The organism is Enterococcus lemanii (assembly GCF_016909125.1).
GTDB classification, from domain to species: domain Bacteria; phylum Bacillota; class Bacilli; order Lactobacillales; family Enterococcaceae; genus Enterococcus_I; species Enterococcus_I lemanii.
The window spans coordinates 42,042-59,198 of the sequence record NZ_JAFBFD010000015.1 but is presented as its reverse complement, the minus strand read 5'-3'; the positions used below and the strand labels follow the sequence as shown (position 1 = coordinate 59,198).

The window sequence follows — 17,157 nt, the reverse complement described above, 5'->3', positions numbered from 1 at the left end:
AAGAACCGTAGGAACTACGGGGATAGCTTGGTAAATAAGAGACACCGCTGTGAGTAAAGAAATACGCTTGCAAGTATGCTCTATTCCCAAGAAGCTCCCACTTCAAGCGTCAAGAACCGACAGGTTTAGCTAAGTGGTGAGTAGTTCACTTGCACAAACATTAGGTTTACATATTGAAGACTGAAAGTACGCCGTTTTCTTTACCATTTAATCGTACATAAAAAAAAGACTTTTCCTTCGTGAAAGAAAAGTCTTTTTATCAATCAAGTTTGTTTTAGCTGCTTTTTACTCTGTCGCTTAAAATTTTAAAAAAATAAAATAAACCCACTGTTAATAAAATGTGCCCAATTCCTGCCATGCCCGCAATTGCTGCATGATCGGCATATCCTAAAACCGTCATCGTACCGTGAATCAACAACATTAAAAGCGTTAATCCGACACCCGCATTGTACAAAAAGTAAAATGTTTTAAATTTCTTATGTGCCATTAATTGAAAATTCTTCTCTAACAATAACACGATTAAAAAGAAAAACATTCCTAAAATAAGTGTATGGGTGTGAAGTATGGCTAGTTGCGTTTTACCTGAGAATTCAAAATACTTTGTAAATTCTCGGTAATACAAGCCAAAAAATAAACCGATAATCATATAACTCATACTCGTTCTGACTAGTTTTTGCATTTTTATTCCTCACCTTTAAGTTAATATAACTTCCATAGAATAACACAATTCATTTATGCTGTCTTTTGATATGCTTATTTTTATAATCAGTTATAACTTGAAACTATAACTGATTATAAAAATTAAATATTACTAATTTTTCTCATTGTTTGTTAATCTAGAAACATCACTTATTTTACTGGAGGAATTGAATATGACGACACAACGTTTTCAATTAGTGGGCTCCTTGTTGCGTCCACAAAACTTATTAAATTATAAAAATCAAATCGAAAAAAGAGACGATATTCAATATCCTTTCTACGAGACATTCCCGGGTTACCTTGAAACTGAAACAGAAGAAATTAAAAAAATCATTGCCAAACAAATCGAGCAAAAAATCCCAGTTGTAACAGACGGTGAATACTCACGCTCTATGTGGCACCTTGATTTCCTTTGGGGGCTAGGTGGTATCGAACGTTATATTGCCGAAAATGGTTATCCCTTCCAAGACTTTGATGGTCAAACTTTTGAAACCCGTAAAGATATTGGTTTACGGATTACGGCACCTTTATCTGGTAAAAATCACCACTATATTAACTTATATAAACAAGTTACACAACAAGCACCGGATACCGAAGTAAAAATCACTGTTTTTGGAGCCGCACATGCTTTTACTGAACTATCCGTCTTTAATCAAGTAGTCGGTGAAGGACAAATTTATGCAACACCGGAAGATTTAAAAGCAGGTTTAATCCAAGCTTATAAAGAATTTTTAACAGAATATAAAGAAGCTGGCGGAAAAATTGTCCAATTTGATGACTGTCTTTGGGAAATGTTTTCTGATGACAATGAACACGGGGTTTATAATCCAGCTGAAGTCAGTTTAGAAGATTTAGCGGATGCTTTTGTTGCTATTAACAATGAAGTCGCTGATTTTGGCCATGAACTAGGCTTAAAAGTTTGGACACATAATTGTCGTGGTAATTACGAAAGTCGCCATGCATCAGGTGGTTCTTACCAATCGATTGCTGAGAAATTTTTACGTGATCAACGCTATGACCGTTTCTTCTTAGAATGGGATGACGAACGTGCGGGTGAACTTTCAGCTTTAGCCGTCTTACAAGATCGACCAGAAGTCGAAGTTGTACTCGGTCTACTTTCAAGTAAAACGAGTCATTTAGATGACGAACAACGTGTCTACAATTTACTTGAAAAAGCCAGTGAAATCTTACCAAAAGAACGTCTCTATTTATCACATCAATGTGGTTTTGCTTCTTGTGATTGCGGTAATCACTTAAGTACTGACCAACAATGGGCCAAAATCGCGCAAGGGCAAGCGATTGCTAAGAACTTCTGGGGCTAAATATCAAAATAAAAGAGAAGACTTTCAAAAAAAAGAAAGGCTTCTCTTTTTTGATTTAATTGCTAGAAAATCAATCCTTCTCTTACTCGGCTAATTTGCTAAATCATAGGTAAATTCATGTTTTTGATTCTTTGAGTAAATCTCAACTTCTAGTTCAAAACGACCATCATCATATTCAGCTACCCACTCATCTAATGTTGCATTAGGATTTTGCGCCAAAGTTTGATCGACCAAACTTTGAATATTCGTAATTCGCTCACGTGTCAGCTCCTTTTTCATTTGGTCTTTTATATGCCAAGTTTCCTCTTCTTTATGCACGATTTTGCCGGACACAGGATGAATATCAAGTTCAATTTTTTGTTCAGTGGCTTCATTTACTCCTTCAATCTCATAAACAAAACCATAAATACGATTGTTATCTAATCCAAGTGAGTAAATGTGTAATTCTGGATAACTTTCAAGAGCAATTTCATAAACATCAATTGGTGTAAGGGTAATCTCACTGACGGTTATTTTTTCTGAAAGTATCTCTTCGTTTTCAGAAATGTTTACTGTTGAAGATGGCCTTGGTTCGCTCGATTCTACTTTAGTTGACGTCGCAGTTGAAACCTCAGAGGATAGAGTGGTTGATTCTGGTTTTAGAGGCATCGTTTGACAAGCAGTAAGGAATAAAAATGCCACAGGTAGGAAATATATTTTTTTCAATTGAGCCAATCCCCTTTCGATGTCTTTTCTTAAGTATAAGAGCTTCTTTGTAGTTTGTCGAAGAAGACGACTCTTTTTGTTTTTAGTGAAGAATATCTTGATAATTCTCAAAGTCATTTTCTGTAATTTTTTTAGCAAAAGGGCATAATGGTAATATTTTCTTCTTTCGGTTACGCGCTTCACTTGCTAGATGCTCGACTAATTGATTCCCAACTTTTTGACCACGAAATTGATCGTTGACTTGCGTGTGATCAATAATCCATAAATGTTCACCTGCAGGGCTGTAAGTAATCTCTCCCATTACTTCTTGTGCGTCATTCATTGCAATAAAGCGATTTTTTTCTTCCAAAAATTCCATTCAGACCGTCTCCCTTTCATACTGAAGTGCGTGGCTTGGACAACGATTAATAATTTCTTTAATTTCTTCTGCTTTTGCTGCATCGGCGTTAATCCAAGGTTTTTGCTTCGGATTAAAAACAGCAAGATTGCCTCGAACACATTCCGCTGCATGTTGACAAATTTCTGCTTTAAAGTAAACGTTTATTTCTTTTCCACGATATTCACGATAGTCATTTGCTAGCAATTCTTCTTTCGTCATTTGATGATTATTAAATGTTGCCATACGATCTCTTCCTCAGGAAAATTTTAAAATTGATTTATACTCTGTCTTTATGTTACTCCTTCAAAATAAACAATGCATATATTTCTAATCCGAAATATTAAAAAAAGAAGAACGACTCCTATTTTTGAGCCGTTCTTCTTTTTTTACTAACTTCTTAAACCACGACCTTTACTTACTAAATAGTAAGCTGCCGTGTATAGCGCTACAATAAATAAAACTAAAATCGCAAGAGACAATTGAATTGAAACATCCTTCATTCCTAAAAATCCATAGCGGAAACCAGAAATCATATAGACAATCGGATTAATTTTAGAGACGGCTTGCCAAAATGGTGGTAACATCGAAATCGAATAAAAAACCCCACCTAAATAGGTCAGTGGTTGTAAAACAAACGTTGGCACGATCGACACATCATCAAAAGATTGTGCAAAAACACCATTAATTAAACCTGCCAGTGAAAATAAAATTGCTGTCAAAAGTAACGTCAATATTACCATGAACCAAGAATGGACATGTAAAGGTACAAAAAGTAACGATACTACTGTTACCAGTGAGCCAACTAACAAACTACGTCCCATGCCACCTAAAACAAAGCCCCAAATAATCACATGCGTTGGAACCGGTGCAACGAGTAATTCTTCAATATTTTTTTGAAATTTTTGCGAAAAGAACGAGGAGGAAACATTCGCATAAGAACTCGTAATTGCCGACATCATAATTAGACCCGGAACGATAAATTCCATGTAAGAAAAGCCACCCATGTCGCCAATTCGTCCACCAATCATCTTACCAAAAATAACAAAGTACAAAGAAGTCGTAATCACAGGTGGTACGAGAGTTTGAACCCAAATTCTTAAATAGCGATTGGTTTCTTTCACAACCAGGCTTTTTAAAGCCGTAAAATAAAGACTAAACATTTTCTTCCTCCAACTGATGATTTTCTTCGGTAATTTTCAAAAAAAGCTCTTCTAAACGATTGGACTTATTACGCATCGATAAAACTTTTACGCCTTGTTCACTCAATTGACGAAAAATTTCATTCAATCCTTGATTGCGTTCAACTTCTACTGCCAAAGTAAAGTCGTCTTCAAAAGCTGTTTTGTAGCCTGTAATTTCAGGCTTTTTAGCCGCATGGTCTAGATCAAAAATAAAGGTTTCATATTGGAGTTTGGCTAAAAGTTCTTTCATACTCGTGTTTTCAATTAGCTCGCCTGATTGAATAATCCCGATATTACGACAAAGCATCTCTGCCTCTTCTAAGTAATGCGTTGTCAAAATAATTGTCGTTCCTTGTTCATTTAACTCACGTAAAAAATCCCACATCTCACGTCTAAGCTCAATGTCCACTCCAGCCGTTGGTTCATCTAAAATAAGCAAACGTGGCTCATGCATCAACGCACGGGCAATCATCAAACGACGCTTCATACCACCTGAAAGCATCCGCGCGCGAACATGACGTTTTTCCCATAAATTTGATTGCTTTAAATATTTTTCACTCCGCTCGATTGCTTCTTTTCTTGAAACACCATAATAGCCCGCTTGGTTAACGACAATCTGTTGGACGGTTTCAAAAGGATTAAAGTTAAATTCTTGCGGGACGAGACCGATTTGTTGTTTCGCTCTTTCTAAGTCTGCATCAAGGTCATAACCAAAAACATTGACACTCCCCGAAGTTTTATTCACAAGCGACGTGATAATCCCTATTGTTGTTGATTTTCCTGCACCGTTTGGGCCAAGTAAAGCATAAAAATCACCTTCTTCAACAACCAAATCAATGCCACGTAATGCTTTTACACCGGTTGCATATACTTTTTTTAAATCCTTTAATTCTAATGCATGCGCCATTTACTGCAAATCCCCTTATTCTTAAATTTCTTTATCCTCATCTACTAATCGCACCACTTATTTTTCACTGCGATGATTTACGTCTTGCGCAAATAATTGAGCCATCGTCGCCATAAATTCTTTTACAAAAGCTTCTTTTAAAGCATAGTGATGCCACTGACTTTTTTTACTAACTTCTACAATACCAGCATTCTCCAATACTTTCATATGATGAGACAATGTCGGTTGTGTAAAATCAAAATGCTCAAGCACCTCACAAGCACAGAGCGTCCCTTTTGATAGTAGGTGAATAATCTTCATTCTTTTTGGATCGGCCATTGCTTTTAATCTGCGAGAAGTTTCTTCGTAATTCATTGTCAGCACCCTTTCGATAGATAGATGATTATCGATGTTTAATATAGATGATTATGAATGTAGTGTCAAGCGTTGTGCAATTTTTTTGTGCTATCTTATTTTTACTTGCTATTATTTTAAACGATAATGCTCACTTTATTGAAACTATTTCAAAATGCGTTTCATTTTATGCTGATTTCTTTTTCTATTTTGGAAATTACAATTCTTTTTGATTTACTTTTTTTGAGGCTCAAAACCTTGACCATATTCTTCAACAAACTGTCGCTTCCCCTTCGAAAGTCCCTATGACCATAGACGAGAGGAAGCGTATTGGACAAGTGCTTTGTTATTCGATGTTCACGATATTAAGGAATCAAAAAAGCGGCGCCCATCAAGCAGGCCCCGCTCTTTTCTTAATTCCGATACATTTTCAATTCTAAGAACAAATCATTATAGATACCAATATATTTTGGTCCTAAGTTTTCATAAACTTCTAGACGTGCCATTCGTTCATCGCTAGGATAAAACTGTTCGTCTTCGGTAATCTCACTTGGTAAAAGTGCCAACGCTTTTACATTTGGGGTTGAATAACCAATATATTCTGCGTTTTGGGCGGCAACTTCAGGCCGTAACATGAAGTTAATAAAGTCATACGCCCCTTCGATATTTTTAGCATTATGAGGAATGACAATATTATCAAACCACAAATTCGAGCCTTCTTCTGGAATCACATAATGAATGTGTTCGTTTTGATCCATCATATCAGCGGCTTCACCTGAATAGGTCACAGCTACTGCACTTTCTTCATTCGCCATATACATTTTTATTTCATCCGCGACAATCGCCTTAATATTTGGCATAAGCGTTCTTAAATGATCCACAGCTTGTGTAAGTTCCTCGTCATCAGTGCTGTTTAAAGAAAACCCTAAACTATTCAAGCCTATCCCGATTACTTCACGAGCACCGTCAATCATCATCACGTTGTTTTTTAATGAAGGATTCCAAAGATCATTCCAACTCGTCATGTCCGCTTCATCCACGTATTTATCATTATAGACAATTCCTAAAGTCCCCCAAAAATAAGGAATCGAATATTGATTTCCTGGATCAAAACTTAAATCTAAAAAGCGTGGATCAATATTTTCGATGCCTTCTATCTTTGAGTAGTCCAGTTTTTGAACAAGTTTATCATCCATCATTTTTTGAATCATATATTCACTAGGGATGGTAATATCATACGACATCCCTCCTTGCGCAATTTTGGTGAACATCGCTTCATTCGAGTCAAAAGTTTCATAGTTCACTTTATAACCATATTCTTTTTCAAATTGCTTGAGCAAATCTGGGTCGATGTAATCCCCCCAGTTATAGATATTTAAAGTTGTTGCCCCTGCCATACCCGTGCTTTTATCTAATTCATGCGCCCCAAAGATTAAGACGAGAATAACTAGAATAATCCCTATTAGTAATGATTGAATTTTTTTCATCGGATGGGTGCCACTCCTCTCCCTGATTGACGTCCACGTTTTAGTTTTTTCGGTAAATTATCTTTACTAATAAAATAGTACCCAACCACTAATAACATGGAAAACAAGAAGACTAGCGTCGATAAAGCATTAATTTCTAAACTAATGCCTTGGCGAGCACGGGAATAAATTTCTACAGAAAGTGTACTAAACCCATTGCCTGTCACAAAAAACGTCACCGCAAAATCATCTAGTGAATATGTGAAGGCCATAAAATAACCCGCCACAATTCCTGGTGATAAAAATGGTAAAATAATCCGTTGTATCACTTGAAAGTAATTCGCACCTAAATCAAGGGCGGCATCAACCATTGAATCATTCATCTCTTGTAACTTTGGTAAAACCATTAAGACGACAATCGGAATACTGAAGGCTACGTGAGAAAAAAGAACACTATAAAAACCTAAACTAAAGTTACGAAACAACGTGCCAATCGTCGTAAAGAAAATCAAGAAACTTGCCCCGATGATAACATCTGGTGAAACGAGTAAAATATTATTCAAACTTAAAAACGTATTGCGCAAGCGGCGTTTTTTCGTATAATAAATGCCCATTGCCCCAAACGTACCGATTATTGTTGCTAACAAAGCCGCTAAAAAGGCTAACATAAAAGTATCTAGTACAATAATCAATAGACGCGTATCTTCAAAAACAGCTGTATAGTTATCCCAAGTAAACCCGGTAAAATGATTCATCGTCCCACCTTCGTTAAAAGAATAAAAGACTAAGTACAAGATTGGGGTATAAAGTAAAATAAAAACAACGGTTAAATACAAGCGTGACCAAATATTTCGTTTCATTTACGTTGTCCTCCTTTCGCTTTTTCGCCAGTCAGTAACATCACAAGGAACATTGCGATAATCAAAATAACCCCAATGGTTGAACCCATTCCCCAGTTTTGAGTAACAAGGAAATGTTGCTCAATTGCTGTTCCTAGCGTAATGACACGATTTCCACCAATTAAACGTGTTAACATAAATAATGAAAGCGAAGGGATAAAAACAGCTTGTACACCGCTTTTCACCCCGTTTAAAGATAACGGAAAAATAACCCGACGGAAGGTTTCAAAGGAATTGGCACCTAAATCTTGACTGGCACTAATCAGTGATGGATTCATTTCTTCTAAGGCATTGTAAATTGGAATAATCATAAACGGCAATTCAATGTACGTTGCAACGGTTAAAAAACTCACGTCGGTAAATAAAATTTGTTTTGGACCTAAGCCAAAGAAATCTAAGAAAGTATTGACACTGCCATGAATACCAAAAATCCCAATAAAGGCATACGCTTTAAGTAATAAGTTCACCCATGTCGGCAAAATAATTAACAATAGCCATAAGTCTTTGTGACGAAGTTTCGTTAAAAAATAGGCGGTTGGATAGCTAATGAGTAAGGTAATTAAAGTAATCAAAAAAGCGTACCAAATCGAGTTAAAAGTCATAGCTAAATATTTTCCTGAAGTAAAGTAAACACGGTAGTTCGCTAGAGTAAATTGCCCATCCATATCAAAAAAAGATTGATAAACAATCAACAATACGGGAGCCAATACAAAAAGAAACAACCAGAGCATATAAGGAACCGCATAAATACGTCTTACTTTTGTCATTTCATCCCTCCTACTCTTCGTAACTTTCAAGTCGTGCATCAAAGTCTTCTTCTGATTCATTAAAACGCATGACGTGGATATCTTCTGGTTCAAAGAAAAGGCCGACTTGACTACCTTCGACCGCTTTTTTAGTGGAATGGACCATCCACTCGTTTCCATCAGCGTCATAACAGATAATTTCATAATGAACCCCGCGGAATAGTTGCGTATCAACTTTTGCTTTTAGCTTGCCTTTCTCAACCGTAGTTAGCGTTAAATCTTCTGGACGAATGACAATTTCAATGGGCTCATTTTTACGCATCCCACCATCGACACATTCAAATTGCTTGCCAACAAATTCTACTAAGTAATCATCAATCATCGTGCCTTTGACGATGTTACTTTCACCAATAAAATCAGCGACGAATTTATTAATTGGCTCGTCGTAAATATCAACCGGTGTCCCACTTTGAACGATCTCACCGTTATTTAAAACAAAAATTTCATCACTCATCGCGAGGGCTTCTTCTTGATCATGCGTTACGAAAATGAACGTAATTCCTAAACGTCGTTGTAATTCACGTAATTCATACTGCATGTCTGTCCGTAACTTTAAGTCAAGCGCCGATAAAGGCTCATCTAATAGTAAGACTTTCGGTTCATTGACAATCGCACGCGCAATGGCCACACGTTGCCGCTGACCACCTGACATTTCACTAATTTCACGATTTTCATAACCACCTAAACGAACAAGACGTAAAGCCTCTTGCACTTTTTCTTGTATTTGATTTTTAGGTAACTTTTTGATTTTCAAGCCAAAAGCGACGTTTTCAAAAACATTCATATGAGGAAACAAAGCGTAGTCCTGGAAAACGGTATTTACTTGACGTTGGTTGGCTGGGACATCATTGATTCGTTTACCTGCAAAATAGATATCCCCTTCACTTGCCTCAGAAAAACCTGCGATAATTCTTAAAATGGTTGTTTTGCCACAGCCCGAGGGCCCGAGTAACGTATAAAATTTTCCTTCTTCTATCTCAAAATTAACTTTCTTTAATACGATTTCATCATCATAACGCTTTACCACATCTGTAAATGAAATGATTGGTTTTCCCATCTTCTTTCCCCCTCAATTGGTCGATTATATGTTCTTTTATATCCGTTTTTTACTTTTCACGTTTAGTCTTTTAGAACTGGTTGTTTGAGTGGATTCCAGACCAGAACATACTTGTTAAGAATAGGTTTTTTTAGCATAAAATACAAGTATAATTTCTTTTTTTATATATTTTTCTAAAATAAAGCAATTTATGGTATGATTATGCTAATTTATCAGTAGAAAAGGGGGATTTTTCTTGAGTAAATACATTGCTTTTGAAGTCAATCAAACAGAAAATATTTTCTCTCGTGGTTTAACAACCAAAGAGCGAATACCTTTAGCAACAGACGCCGTTGAAATTCGCGTCCACTATTCTGGTGTCAACTATAAAGATGCCTTAGCAACCACTAAAAATGGCGGGGTTATTCGCTCGTATCCGATGATTCCAGGAATTGATTTAGCCGGTGAAATTGTCACCTCAAAAGATGAAAATTTTCCGGTCGGGAAAAAAGTTCTAGTGACCGGTTATGGTTTAGGCGTCACACACGTTGGTGGCTATAGCCAATACCAACAAGTACCAACGAATTGGCTCGTTGAAATACCTGAAACGTTAGATGAAAAAAAAGCAATGACATTTGGAACAGCTGGATTTACCGCTGCATTGGCTGTACTTGCTTTGGAAGAAAAAGGCTACGAAAAAGAGGCTGCTATTTTTGTGACAGGGGCTTCTGGTGGTGTGGGTAGCATTGCAATTGCTTTGTTGCATAACCTAGGCTATACGAATATTACCGCTGTTTCTAGAAAAGAAGCCGCTTGGTTGACTGACATTGGCGCAACCAATATTGTCACACCGGAACAAATTATCCCTGAAAAAATCAAACCATTAGCCAAACAAAGCGTCCATGCAGTCATTGATACGGTCGGTGGTTCTTTACTTTCCGCTTTATTGCCACAATTGCAATATAATGGTAGTGCTTTTTTATGCGGTAATGCAGGTGGTATTCAATTAGAAACAACCGTCTTGCCTTTTATTTTACGCGGGATTTCGGTTATTGGCATTGATTCCGTCGCCACTCCAACTGAGCAAAGAAAAGCTGTTTGGGACTTTTTAACGCAACAACAAAATATTTTAGCTAATTTGAAAGTTAATGAAGTCTTATTAAGCGATTTAGATCTAATTTTTGACACTTTGTTATCCGGTCAACATGAAGGTCGTACAATTGTAAAAATGGAAGTGTAAAAATGAAAAAAAGAATTTTAATTACGGCTGGTGGGACGGCAGAAAAAATTGATCAAGTGCGTTCGATTACTAACCACTCCACTGGAAAACTTGGCTCTTTTATTGCTGATCTCTTTTTGAAACACGATTATCAAGTAGATTACGTAACGACAGCAAGCGCGCTACGTCCAACTGCACAAATCAATTTAACCGTTGAAGAAATTACCGATACGCAACAACTTGATGAGCGCTTAACTTTTTTACTAACAAAAAATCGTTACGACGCAGTCATTCATAGCATGGCCGTCAGTGATTTTACGCCAGTTAAAAGTTATACCCAAAAAGATTTTGTCGAGCAAATCAATCAACACTTTCTTAAAAGTGGCTTGCCATTAACAGAAGCTGATTTGGCAAACATGATCGAAACACCAGTAGCAACCACTACTAGCAAAATTTCTTCGAACACGGATTATTTATTTTTGGCCTTAAAACAAACACCAAAAGTTATCCAAAAAATCAAGGTTTTGCAACCAGACACACTATTAGTTAGTTTTAAACTACTGGTTGACGTGCCCAAAGCGGAACTGTTACAGGTTGCCTTAGCAAGTATGCAAAAAAACCAGGGTGACTTTGTTTTAGCCAATGATTTAACGACGATTAAAGGGCAAGCCCATACTGGCTATTTGCTAAATAAAGAGGGCCAAATTGTCGGTGAAGCCCAAACCAAAGAAGCAATTGCGCAACTAATTACGCAAACGATTTTAAATGAAGGGACGAAAGAAGTATGACGCAAAAAAGAATTCTTTTAGCCGTTTCTGGTAGTATTTCGGCCTATAAAGCAGCCGATTTAACGAATGAATTAACTAAAAGAGGTTACGCCGTTGATGTTTTAATGACGAAAAATAGTCAAGCGTTTATTACACCTTTAACCTTACAATCTTTAGCCAAACGTCCGATTCATACCGACGTCATGCAAGAAAGCTGGCCAGAAAAAATTAACCATATTGAACTTGCTCGTGACGTGGATTTATTCCTAATCGCGCCGGCCAGTGCAAATCTCATTGGCAAACTAGCAAACGGGATTGCCGATGACTTGGTTTCTACGGTTGCATTAGCAGTCAAAACAAGTGTGCCAAAATTAATCGCACCGGCAATGAACACCAACATGTACCAAAATCCTGCCGTTCAACAAAACTTAGCCCGTTTAAAAACTTTTGGGTATGAAGAAATTCAACCACGCGAGGCACTCCTAGCCTGTGGTGATTTTGGTCCGGGCGCTTTAGCCAATGTTGAACAGATTTTACAACGCGTAACGCAAACGCTAACCAACTAAGGAGACCCGCATGAAAAAAAATAAAAATATTTTCAATCTAGTTTTAACCGCTCTTTTCCTAAGCATCATGCTGCTCCTAGCGACGGTGCCTTTTCTTGGCTTTATCCCAATTGGACCGATCCATGCAACAACACTTCATTTGCCTGTCATTATTGCTTCGATTGTGCTAGGACCAAGAACAGGTGGCTTTTTGGGTGGTTGTTTTGGTTTAATTAGTATGATTCGCAACACCGTAATGATTACTCCGATGTCTTTTGCTTTCTCCCCTTTTATTGCGCCATTAGGAACCGATGGCAGTGGTAGTTGGAAAGCTTTAGTGGTTGTCATGATTCCCCGTATTTTAATCGGTGTCGTTCCTTATTTTATCTATCAATGGAGTATGAAGCTTTTCAAAAATAAAGGACAAGGTTTTGCCTTATTTTTTGCTGGTTTATCTGGTGGTGTGGTCAATACGGTACTTGTGATGAATTTGATTTATTTCTTGTTTAAAACAGAATATGCTCAAGTTTTAGGTGAAGCTGGCAATGCCGTTTACTGGGCAATTTTAGGCGTTATTTTAACCCAAGGAATTCCTGAAGCAATCATTGGCGGGCTTGCTTGCGCAGGTGTCGCTGCCATCTTATTAAAATTTATGCAACAACGCGAAAAAGTCTAATAGAAAAAACCGTAGACTTCCTCTTTTTTGAGGTTTTGTCTACGGTCTGAAGTCTAAGAGTAAACCTCTTAGACTTTTTTTATTCTTCACCAATGATACGGACTTCTGGCTCAAGCGCCACATGAAATTTTTCTTGAATGACTTCTTGAATATAGGCGATTAAACGAACATAATCTGTTGCGGTTGCTTCGTTAATGTTAACAATAAAACCAGCATGCTTCATTGAAATTTGAGCGCCACCGATTGTGTATCCTTGCAAGCCTGCATCTTGAATTAACTTGCCTGTGAAATGCCCTTCTGGTCGTTTAAAAACACTGCCACAAGAGGGATATTCTAGTGGTTGCTTGGCTTGACGCAATTCCGTTAAGTCCACCATTTGGGCTTTAATTTCAAGCGGTTTCCCCTTTTTTAAAGCAAAACGACTCGATAAAACAATACCACCTTCTTCTTGCATTTGACTATGACGGTAACGAAAATTCATAGCTGCTTGATCATAAATCTTGATTTCTCCATTTGGCAACAAGACTTCACTAGAAACAAAAACATCTTTTATCTCGCCACCGTAAGCACCAGCATTCATAAAGACTGCTCCACCTACACTACCAGGGATACCACAAGCAAACTCTAAACCTGTTAAAGACGCCTCATAAGCTGCTTGACTCGCATCAATTAAGCGTGCACCTGATTCGACAATCATCTCCGTGCCTTCAATCGTTAAATGATTCATCTCAAGTAACATGATCACGACCCCACGAATGCCGCCATCACGCACAATTAAATTACTAGCATTGCCTAAAACAATCCAAGGAATTTTTTGTTCTCGACAATAATCAACTAAAGCTTTGACTTCTTGACTTGTTTTTGGTAAAGCTAACCAATCAACGGGGCCACCTGTCTTAGTAAAGGTATATTTTTTTAAAGGTTCATCTTTTAATAGTGTTATTTCAGGAAACTCTTGGTTTAAATTTGGATTCTTGCTCACAGCTTTCGCTCCTCTATTTATTAATCTTGTCTATTTTAGCATTTTCTTTCTTAACTAGCTAGATGACCGAATAAAAACAAAGAACTTTTAACTTTTACTTTTTTTCGTTAAAATAGGAGTAATTGCTTACGAGGAGGAAAAAAATGAAATTTATTTCGTGGAATGTGAATGGCTTACGGGCTGTCGTTAGTAAAAATTTTATGGAAGTATTTAACACTCTTGAGGCAGATTTCTTTTGTTTACAAGAAACGAAACTACAAGCTGGACAAATTGACTTAGATTTACCCGGTTATTATCAATACTGGAATTATGCAGAAAAAAAAGGCTATTCTGGAACAGCAATTTTTGCCAAAGAAGCAGCCTTAGCCGTAACCTATGGCATTGATCTTGCACATCATGATCAAGAAGGCCGCGTCATTACTTTAGAATACCCGGAATTCTATTTAGTTAATTGCTACACCCCAAATTCGCAAGCGAAATTAGCGCGTTTGGATTATCGTTTAACTTGGGAAGATGATTTTCGGTCGTATTTACAAAAATTAAATGAAAAAAAACCGGTCATTTTATGTGGCGATCTAAACGTGGCTCACCAAGAAATTGATTTAAAAAACTGGAAAACGAATCAAAAAAATGCTGGGTTTACCCCGCAAGAACGCCAAAAATTTTCCGAATTGTTAGAAGCTGGCTTCATCGATTCGTTTCGTCATTTTTATCCAGATGTAACAGGCCAATATTCTTGGTGGAGTTACCGCTTTAATGCTCGTCAAAATAATGCTGGGTGGCGCATCGATTATTTTGTTGTTGCAGAAGCACTAAAAGAAAAGTTAGTCGATGCAAAAATTCACACAGAAATTTTTGGCAGCGATCACTGCCCGGTGGAGTTGGTCTTAGCATAATCGTTTTTTAGACATTAGAAGCCTTCAATATTGATAAAAGTGTACGGTTTTCCGTGTTTTACCGTTAAAAACCTTGCACTTATTCTATAAAATATCGAGATCAAACTAAAATGGACCCATAGATAAGGACAGTTTAAAAAAACACCTTAGCTATTGGGTCCATTTACTCAAACTCCGCTGTTTCATTGTCTTTTATTAATCAGTAGACATTATATATCACTTAATAACTACTCATCAATCATCTTACTCATCAACACAACGTCCAAAAAGCGGCCGTCGTTGCCTCTTGCCCCACGTTCCAAAATGCCTTCTTGCTTGAAGCCAAATTTTTCATATAAAGCAATGGCTCTTGTATTTTGCGCTTGAACAGTGAGTTCTATGCGAAAAATTTTCCCACTCGCTTCAGCCCACTCAAGAAGTTCTTCCATTAAAATCGTTCCTAACCCTAACCCCCAATATGCTTGTAAAATCGAGACACCGAGTTCGGCAATGTGAGCAATTCTTTTTTCTGAAGCACTTTTTAAAGAGGCTTGGCCAACAATTTGATCACCTAAAAAAGCTAAAAAAAGAACATTCGTCTCACTTTCATATAAATCGGCTAATTGAATAGCCAATAATTCTTCCGGTAAATGAATGCCTTTTTCATCCATGACTAAAAATTCTGTTTCTTCACCAATTTTTCTAGAAACCGTTAATAGTTCGGCAGCATCACTTGGAATGGCTTCGCGAATCGTTAATTCGAGGGCATCACTCATCTGTTTTCCCCCATTTTTCTAAAATACGCGCCATGAAGTTTTCGCCTTGTGTCCCATAGGCATGAAACGTTGCGTAACGCTTTTCTGGATTTTCTTCATCTTTCGTTAAGACCACTTCTAAATAGCTTGCGGGCAAATCTTCTGCTAAGAGATTGCCCCATTCAATCACGCTTAGGCCATCGCCTTCAAAATATTCTTCTAAACCTAAGTCACTGGCGCCTTCACCAATTCGGTACACATCCATGTGGTAAAGTGGCAAGCGCCCTTGATGGTATTCGCGGATAATCGTATAAGTTGGACTTTTTATCATTTGCTCAATGCCCAAACCTAGCGCAATTCCCTTGGTCAAAGTCGTTTTTCCTGCACCTAAATCACCCGTTAAAATAAGATTATCGCCACTTACGGCCATATTCCCAATGACTTGCGCAAAGTATGAAGTTTCTTCTGGGTTATTTAAAACAATCACTAAAAAACCTCCTTTTTTCTTCTTTTTTTCTTTAGTATACAAATTTTGCGTCAAAAAACCAACGCTCTTTATTCATAAAAAAATCAACCGTTTTTTACGACGGTTGATTCTAATTTTTTTCAATTAGTTTGATAACGCTTGAGCTGCTGTAATAATTGATAATTTGTAAACATCTTCTTCGTTACAGCCGCGAGAAAGGTCAGAAATTGGTTTGTTTAAACCTTGTAAGATTGGGCCAATTGCTTCAAAGTTACCTAAACGTTGGGCAATCTTGTAACCAATATTACCTGATTGTAAATCTGGGAAAACAAAGACATTCGCTTTACCAGCAACCTCTGATTCAGGTGCTTTTAATTGCGCAACAGATTGGTTGTACGCAGCATCAAATTGTAATTCGCCATCAATCGCTAAATCTGGTGCTAATTCTTTGGCAATTTTAGTTGCTTCGATGGTTGCATCGGCTTGTGGTGCTTTAGCTGACCCTTTTGTTGAGAAGCTTAACATTGCAACACGTGGCTCGATATCAAACATTTTTGCTGTTTCAGCAGAAGCAATCGCAATTTCAGCTAATTCTTGTGGTGAAGGCTCAACGTTGATTGCACAATCAGAGAACAAATATTTCTCTTGTTCGTTTCCGCGCATCATTAAGAATGCACCGCTTGTACGACTAATTCCAGGTTTTGTTTTGATAATTTGTAAAGCAGGACGGACTGTGTCTCCAGTTGAATGAATCGCACCTGAAACTAACCCATCTGTAATTCCCATATGTGTTAACATTGTTCCAAAGTAGTTTTCATCTTTTAATAATTCTTCTGCTTGTTCTTTTGTTACTTTTCCTTTACGAACTTCAACAAAAGCCGCAACGACTTCATCCCAACGTGCACAGTCGTATGGATCATAAATCGTCATGTTGTCAATATTAATTCCACGAACCGCTGCTGCTTGCTCGATGTCTGCACGACGGCCAATTAAAACAGGATCTACTAACTCTTCTCCTTTTAGACGAGCTACCGCACTTAAAATACGGGTATCCGTTGCCTCAGGGAATGCAATACGAATACCACGACGAACAATTTTAAATTTCAAACTATCAAATAATTCCACAATAAAACCCTCCA

At 37.3% G+C, this 17,157-nt stretch carries 21 protein-coding genes; 6 read left to right on the top strand and 15 right to left on the bottom strand.

Going from position 1 to position 17,157, the window contains the following annotated elements:
* Positions 1-274 precede the first annotated feature (274 nt).
* Positions 275-679 carry a DUF2871 domain-containing protein gene (locus JOD14_RS05930; protein WP_204653921.1) on the bottom strand — a complete coding sequence of 135 codons (405 nt, stop codon included), beginning with the start codon at positions 677-679 and terminating at the stop codon, positions 275-277.
* 193 nt (positions 680-872) lie between these two features.
* Between JOD14_RS05930 and JOD14_RS05925 the strand changes: the two genes are divergently transcribed.
* A complete protein-coding gene (locus JOD14_RS05925; protein WP_204653920.1) occupies positions 873-2,021 on the top strand; it encodes a cobalamin-independent methionine synthase II family protein in 1,149 nt (382 codons plus the stop codon).
* Positions 2,022-2,111: 90 nt separating this feature from the next.
* Here the strand turns inward: JOD14_RS05925 and JOD14_RS05920 are convergent, their stop codons facing one another.
* The 10 genes from JOD14_RS05920 to JOD14_RS05875 all read right to left on the bottom strand — a co-directional run bounded on the left by JOD14_RS05920 (position 2,112) and on the right by JOD14_RS05875 (position 9,754).
* Complete coding sequence (locus tag JOD14_RS05920) at positions 2,112-2,726, bottom strand: hypothetical protein (protein WP_204653919.1); 615 nt, start codon at positions 2,724-2,726, stop codon at positions 2,112-2,114.
* Between the two features lie 82 nt (positions 2,727-2,808).
* Positions 2,809-3,084 (bottom strand): GNAT family N-acetyltransferase, encoded by a 276-nt coding sequence (locus JOD14_RS05915; protein ID WP_204653918.1) that lies wholly within the window; start codon positions 3,082-3,084, stop codon positions 2,809-2,811.
* Positions 3,085-3,348: a (4Fe-4S)-binding protein gene (locus tag JOD14_RS05910; protein WP_204653917.1), complete on the bottom strand. Its 264-nt coding sequence runs from the start codon at positions 3,346-3,348 to the stop codon at positions 3,085-3,087.
* A 146-nt stretch (positions 3,349-3,494) separates the two neighbouring features.
* Positions 3,495-4,265 carry an ABC transporter permease gene (locus tag JOD14_RS05905; protein WP_204653916.1) on the bottom strand — a complete coding sequence of 257 codons (771 nt, stop codon included), beginning with the start codon at positions 4,263-4,265 and terminating at the stop codon, positions 3,495-3,497.
* Positions 4,258-5,193, bottom strand: coding sequence for an ABC transporter ATP-binding protein (locus JOD14_RS05900; RefSeq protein ID WP_204653915.1), 936 nt, complete (start codon positions 5,191-5,193; stop codon positions 4,258-4,260). The genes JOD14_RS05905 and JOD14_RS05900 overlap by 8 nt, the downstream gene beginning before the upstream one ends.
* 57 nt (positions 5,194-5,250) lie before the next feature.
* Positions 5,251-5,547, bottom strand: a complete 297-nt coding sequence (locus tag JOD14_RS05895) for an ArsR/SmtB family transcription factor (protein WP_204653914.1) — start codon at positions 5,545-5,547, stop codon at positions 5,251-5,253.
* 392 nt (positions 5,548-5,939) lie between these two features.
* Positions 5,940-7,013, bottom strand: coding sequence for an ABC transporter substrate-binding protein (locus tag JOD14_RS05890; protein ID WP_204653913.1), 1,074 nt, complete (start codon positions 7,011-7,013; stop codon positions 5,940-5,942).
* Positions 7,010-7,852, bottom strand: a complete 843-nt coding sequence (locus tag JOD14_RS05885) for an ABC transporter permease (protein ID WP_204653912.1) — start codon at positions 7,850-7,852, stop codon at positions 7,010-7,012. Before JOD14_RS05885 ends, JOD14_RS05890 begins: the two co-directional genes overlap by 4 nt.
* Positions 7,849-8,658 carry an ABC transporter permease gene (locus tag JOD14_RS05880; RefSeq protein ID WP_204653911.1) on the bottom strand — a complete coding sequence of 270 codons (810 nt, stop codon included), beginning with the start codon at positions 8,656-8,658 and terminating at the stop codon, positions 7,849-7,851. Before JOD14_RS05880 ends, JOD14_RS05885 begins: the two co-directional genes overlap by 4 nt.
* A 10-nt stretch (positions 8,659-8,668) precedes the next feature.
* Positions 8,669-9,754 carry an ABC transporter ATP-binding protein gene (locus JOD14_RS05875; protein ID WP_204653910.1) on the bottom strand — a complete coding sequence of 362 codons (1,086 nt, stop codon included), beginning with the start codon at positions 9,752-9,754 and terminating at the stop codon, positions 8,669-8,671.
* A 235-nt stretch (positions 9,755-9,989) separates the two neighbouring features.
* On the opposite strand from JOD14_RS05875, the gene JOD14_RS05870 reads away from it, so the two are divergent.
* Genes JOD14_RS05870 through JOD14_RS05855 form a run of 4 tightly spaced genes read left to right on the top strand, consistent with a single transcriptional unit; the run spans position 9,990 to position 12,940 of the window.
* Positions 9,990-10,973 carry a YhdH/YhfP family quinone oxidoreductase gene (locus tag JOD14_RS05870; protein ID WP_204653909.1) on the top strand — a complete coding sequence of 328 codons (984 nt, stop codon included), beginning with the start codon at positions 9,990-9,992 and terminating at the stop codon, positions 10,971-10,973.
* A 2-nt stretch (positions 10,974-10,975) separates the two neighbouring features.
* Entirely contained in the window at positions 10,976-11,740 is a 765-nt protein-coding gene (coaB, locus tag JOD14_RS05865; protein ID WP_204653908.1) for a phosphopantothenate--cysteine ligase, read from the top strand.
* A complete protein-coding gene (gene coaC / locus JOD14_RS05860) occupies positions 11,737-12,285 on the top strand; it encodes a phosphopantothenoylcysteine decarboxylase (protein ID WP_204653907.1) in 549 nt (182 codons plus the stop codon). The genes coaB and coaC overlap by 4 nt, the downstream gene beginning before the upstream one ends.
* 10 nt (positions 12,286-12,295) lie before the next feature.
* A complete protein-coding gene (locus tag JOD14_RS05855; protein WP_204653906.1) occupies positions 12,296-12,940 on the top strand; it encodes an ECF transporter S component in 645 nt (214 codons plus the stop codon).
* Positions 12,941-13,019: 79 nt separating this feature from the next.
* Here JOD14_RS05855 and murB read toward each other — a convergent pair whose 3' ends face one another.
* Positions 13,020-13,922, bottom strand: a complete 903-nt coding sequence (murB, locus tag JOD14_RS05850) for a UDP-N-acetylmuramate dehydrogenase (protein ID WP_204653905.1) — start codon at positions 13,920-13,922, stop codon at positions 13,020-13,022.
* A gap of 143 nt (positions 13,923-14,065) precedes the next feature.
* On the opposite strand from murB, the gene JOD14_RS05845 reads away from it, so the two are divergent.
* Entirely contained in the window at positions 14,066-14,818 is a 753-nt protein-coding gene (locus JOD14_RS05845) for an exodeoxyribonuclease III (protein ID WP_204653904.1), read from the top strand.
* Between the two features lie 227 nt (positions 14,819-15,045).
* Here JOD14_RS05845 and JOD14_RS05840 read toward each other — a convergent pair whose 3' ends face one another.
* The 3 genes from JOD14_RS05840 to pta all read right to left on the bottom strand — a co-directional run bounded on the left by JOD14_RS05840 (position 15,046) and on the right by pta (position 17,143).
* Complete coding sequence (locus JOD14_RS05840) at positions 15,046-15,573, bottom strand: GNAT family N-acetyltransferase (RefSeq protein ID WP_204653903.1); 528 nt, start codon at positions 15,571-15,573, stop codon at positions 15,046-15,048.
* A complete protein-coding gene (gene tsaE / locus JOD14_RS05835) occupies positions 15,566-16,039 on the bottom strand; it encodes a tRNA (adenosine(37)-N6)-threonylcarbamoyltransferase complex ATPase subunit type 1 TsaE (RefSeq protein WP_204653902.1) in 474 nt (157 codons plus the stop codon). Before tsaE ends, JOD14_RS05840 begins: the two co-directional genes overlap by 8 nt.
* Before the next feature lie 123 nt (positions 16,040-16,162).
* The gene (pta, locus tag JOD14_RS05830) at positions 16,163-17,143 is read right to left on the bottom strand and encodes a phosphate acetyltransferase (protein ID WP_204653901.1); all 981 of its coding nucleotides are present in this window, start codon (positions 17,141-17,143) and stop codon (positions 16,163-16,165) included.
* Positions 17,144-17,157 lie beyond the last annotated feature (14 nt).

Coding starts and splice junctions, on each gene's coding strand:
- JOD14_RS05855 (WP_204653906.1), top strand. CDS start 12,296: ATGAAAAAAAATAAAAATATTTTCAATCTAGTTTTAACCGCTCTTTTC.
- JOD14_RS05895 (WP_204653914.1), bottom strand. CDS start 5,547: ATGAATTACGAAGAAACTTCTCGCAGATTAAAAGCAATGGCCGATCCA.
- JOD14_RS05900 (WP_204653915.1), bottom strand. CDS start 5,193: ATGGCGCATGCATTAGAATTAAAGGATTTAAAAAAAGTATATGCAACC.
- JOD14_RS05910 (WP_204653917.1), bottom strand. CDS start 3,348: ATGGCAACATTTAATAATCATCAAATGACGAAAGAAGAATTGCTAGCA.
- JOD14_RS05880 (WP_204653911.1), bottom strand. CDS start 8,658: ATGACAAAAGTAAGACGTATTTATGCGGTTCCTTATATGCTCTGGTTG.
- coaB (WP_204653908.1), top strand. CDS start 10,976: ATGAAAAAAAGAATTTTAATTACGGCTGGTGGGACGGCAGAAAAAATT.
- JOD14_RS05930 (WP_204653921.1), bottom strand. CDS start 679: ATGCAAAAACTAGTCAGAACGAGTATGAGTTATATGATTATCGGTTTA.
- JOD14_RS05890 (WP_204653913.1), bottom strand. CDS start 7,013: ATGAAAAAAATTCAATCATTACTAATAGGGATTATTCTAGTTATTCTC.
- JOD14_RS05840 (WP_204653903.1), bottom strand. CDS start 15,573: ATGAGTGATGCCCTCGAATTAACGATTCGCGAAGCCATTCCAAGTGAT.
- JOD14_RS05875 (WP_204653910.1), bottom strand. CDS start 9,754: ATGGGAAAACCAATCATTTCATTTACAGATGTGGTAAAGCGTTATGAT.
- JOD14_RS05915 (WP_204653918.1), bottom strand. CDS start 3,084: ATGGAATTTTTGGAAGAAAAAAATCGCTTTATTGCAATGAATGACGCA.
- JOD14_RS05905 (WP_204653916.1), bottom strand. CDS start 4,265: ATGTTTAGTCTTTATTTTACGGCTTTAAAAAGCCTGGTTGTGAAAGAA.
- JOD14_RS05925 (WP_204653920.1), top strand. CDS start 873: ATGACGACACAACGTTTTCAATTAGTGGGCTCCTTGTTGCGTCCACAA.
- JOD14_RS05885 (WP_204653912.1), bottom strand. CDS start 7,852: ATGAAACGAAATATTTGGTCACGCTTGTATTTAACCGTTGTTTTTATT.
- coaC (WP_204653907.1), top strand. CDS start 11,737: ATGACGCAAAAAAGAATTCTTTTAGCCGTTTCTGGTAGTATTTCGGCC.
- JOD14_RS05845 (WP_204653904.1), top strand. CDS start 14,066: ATGAAATTTATTTCGTGGAATGTGAATGGCTTACGGGCTGTCGTTAGT.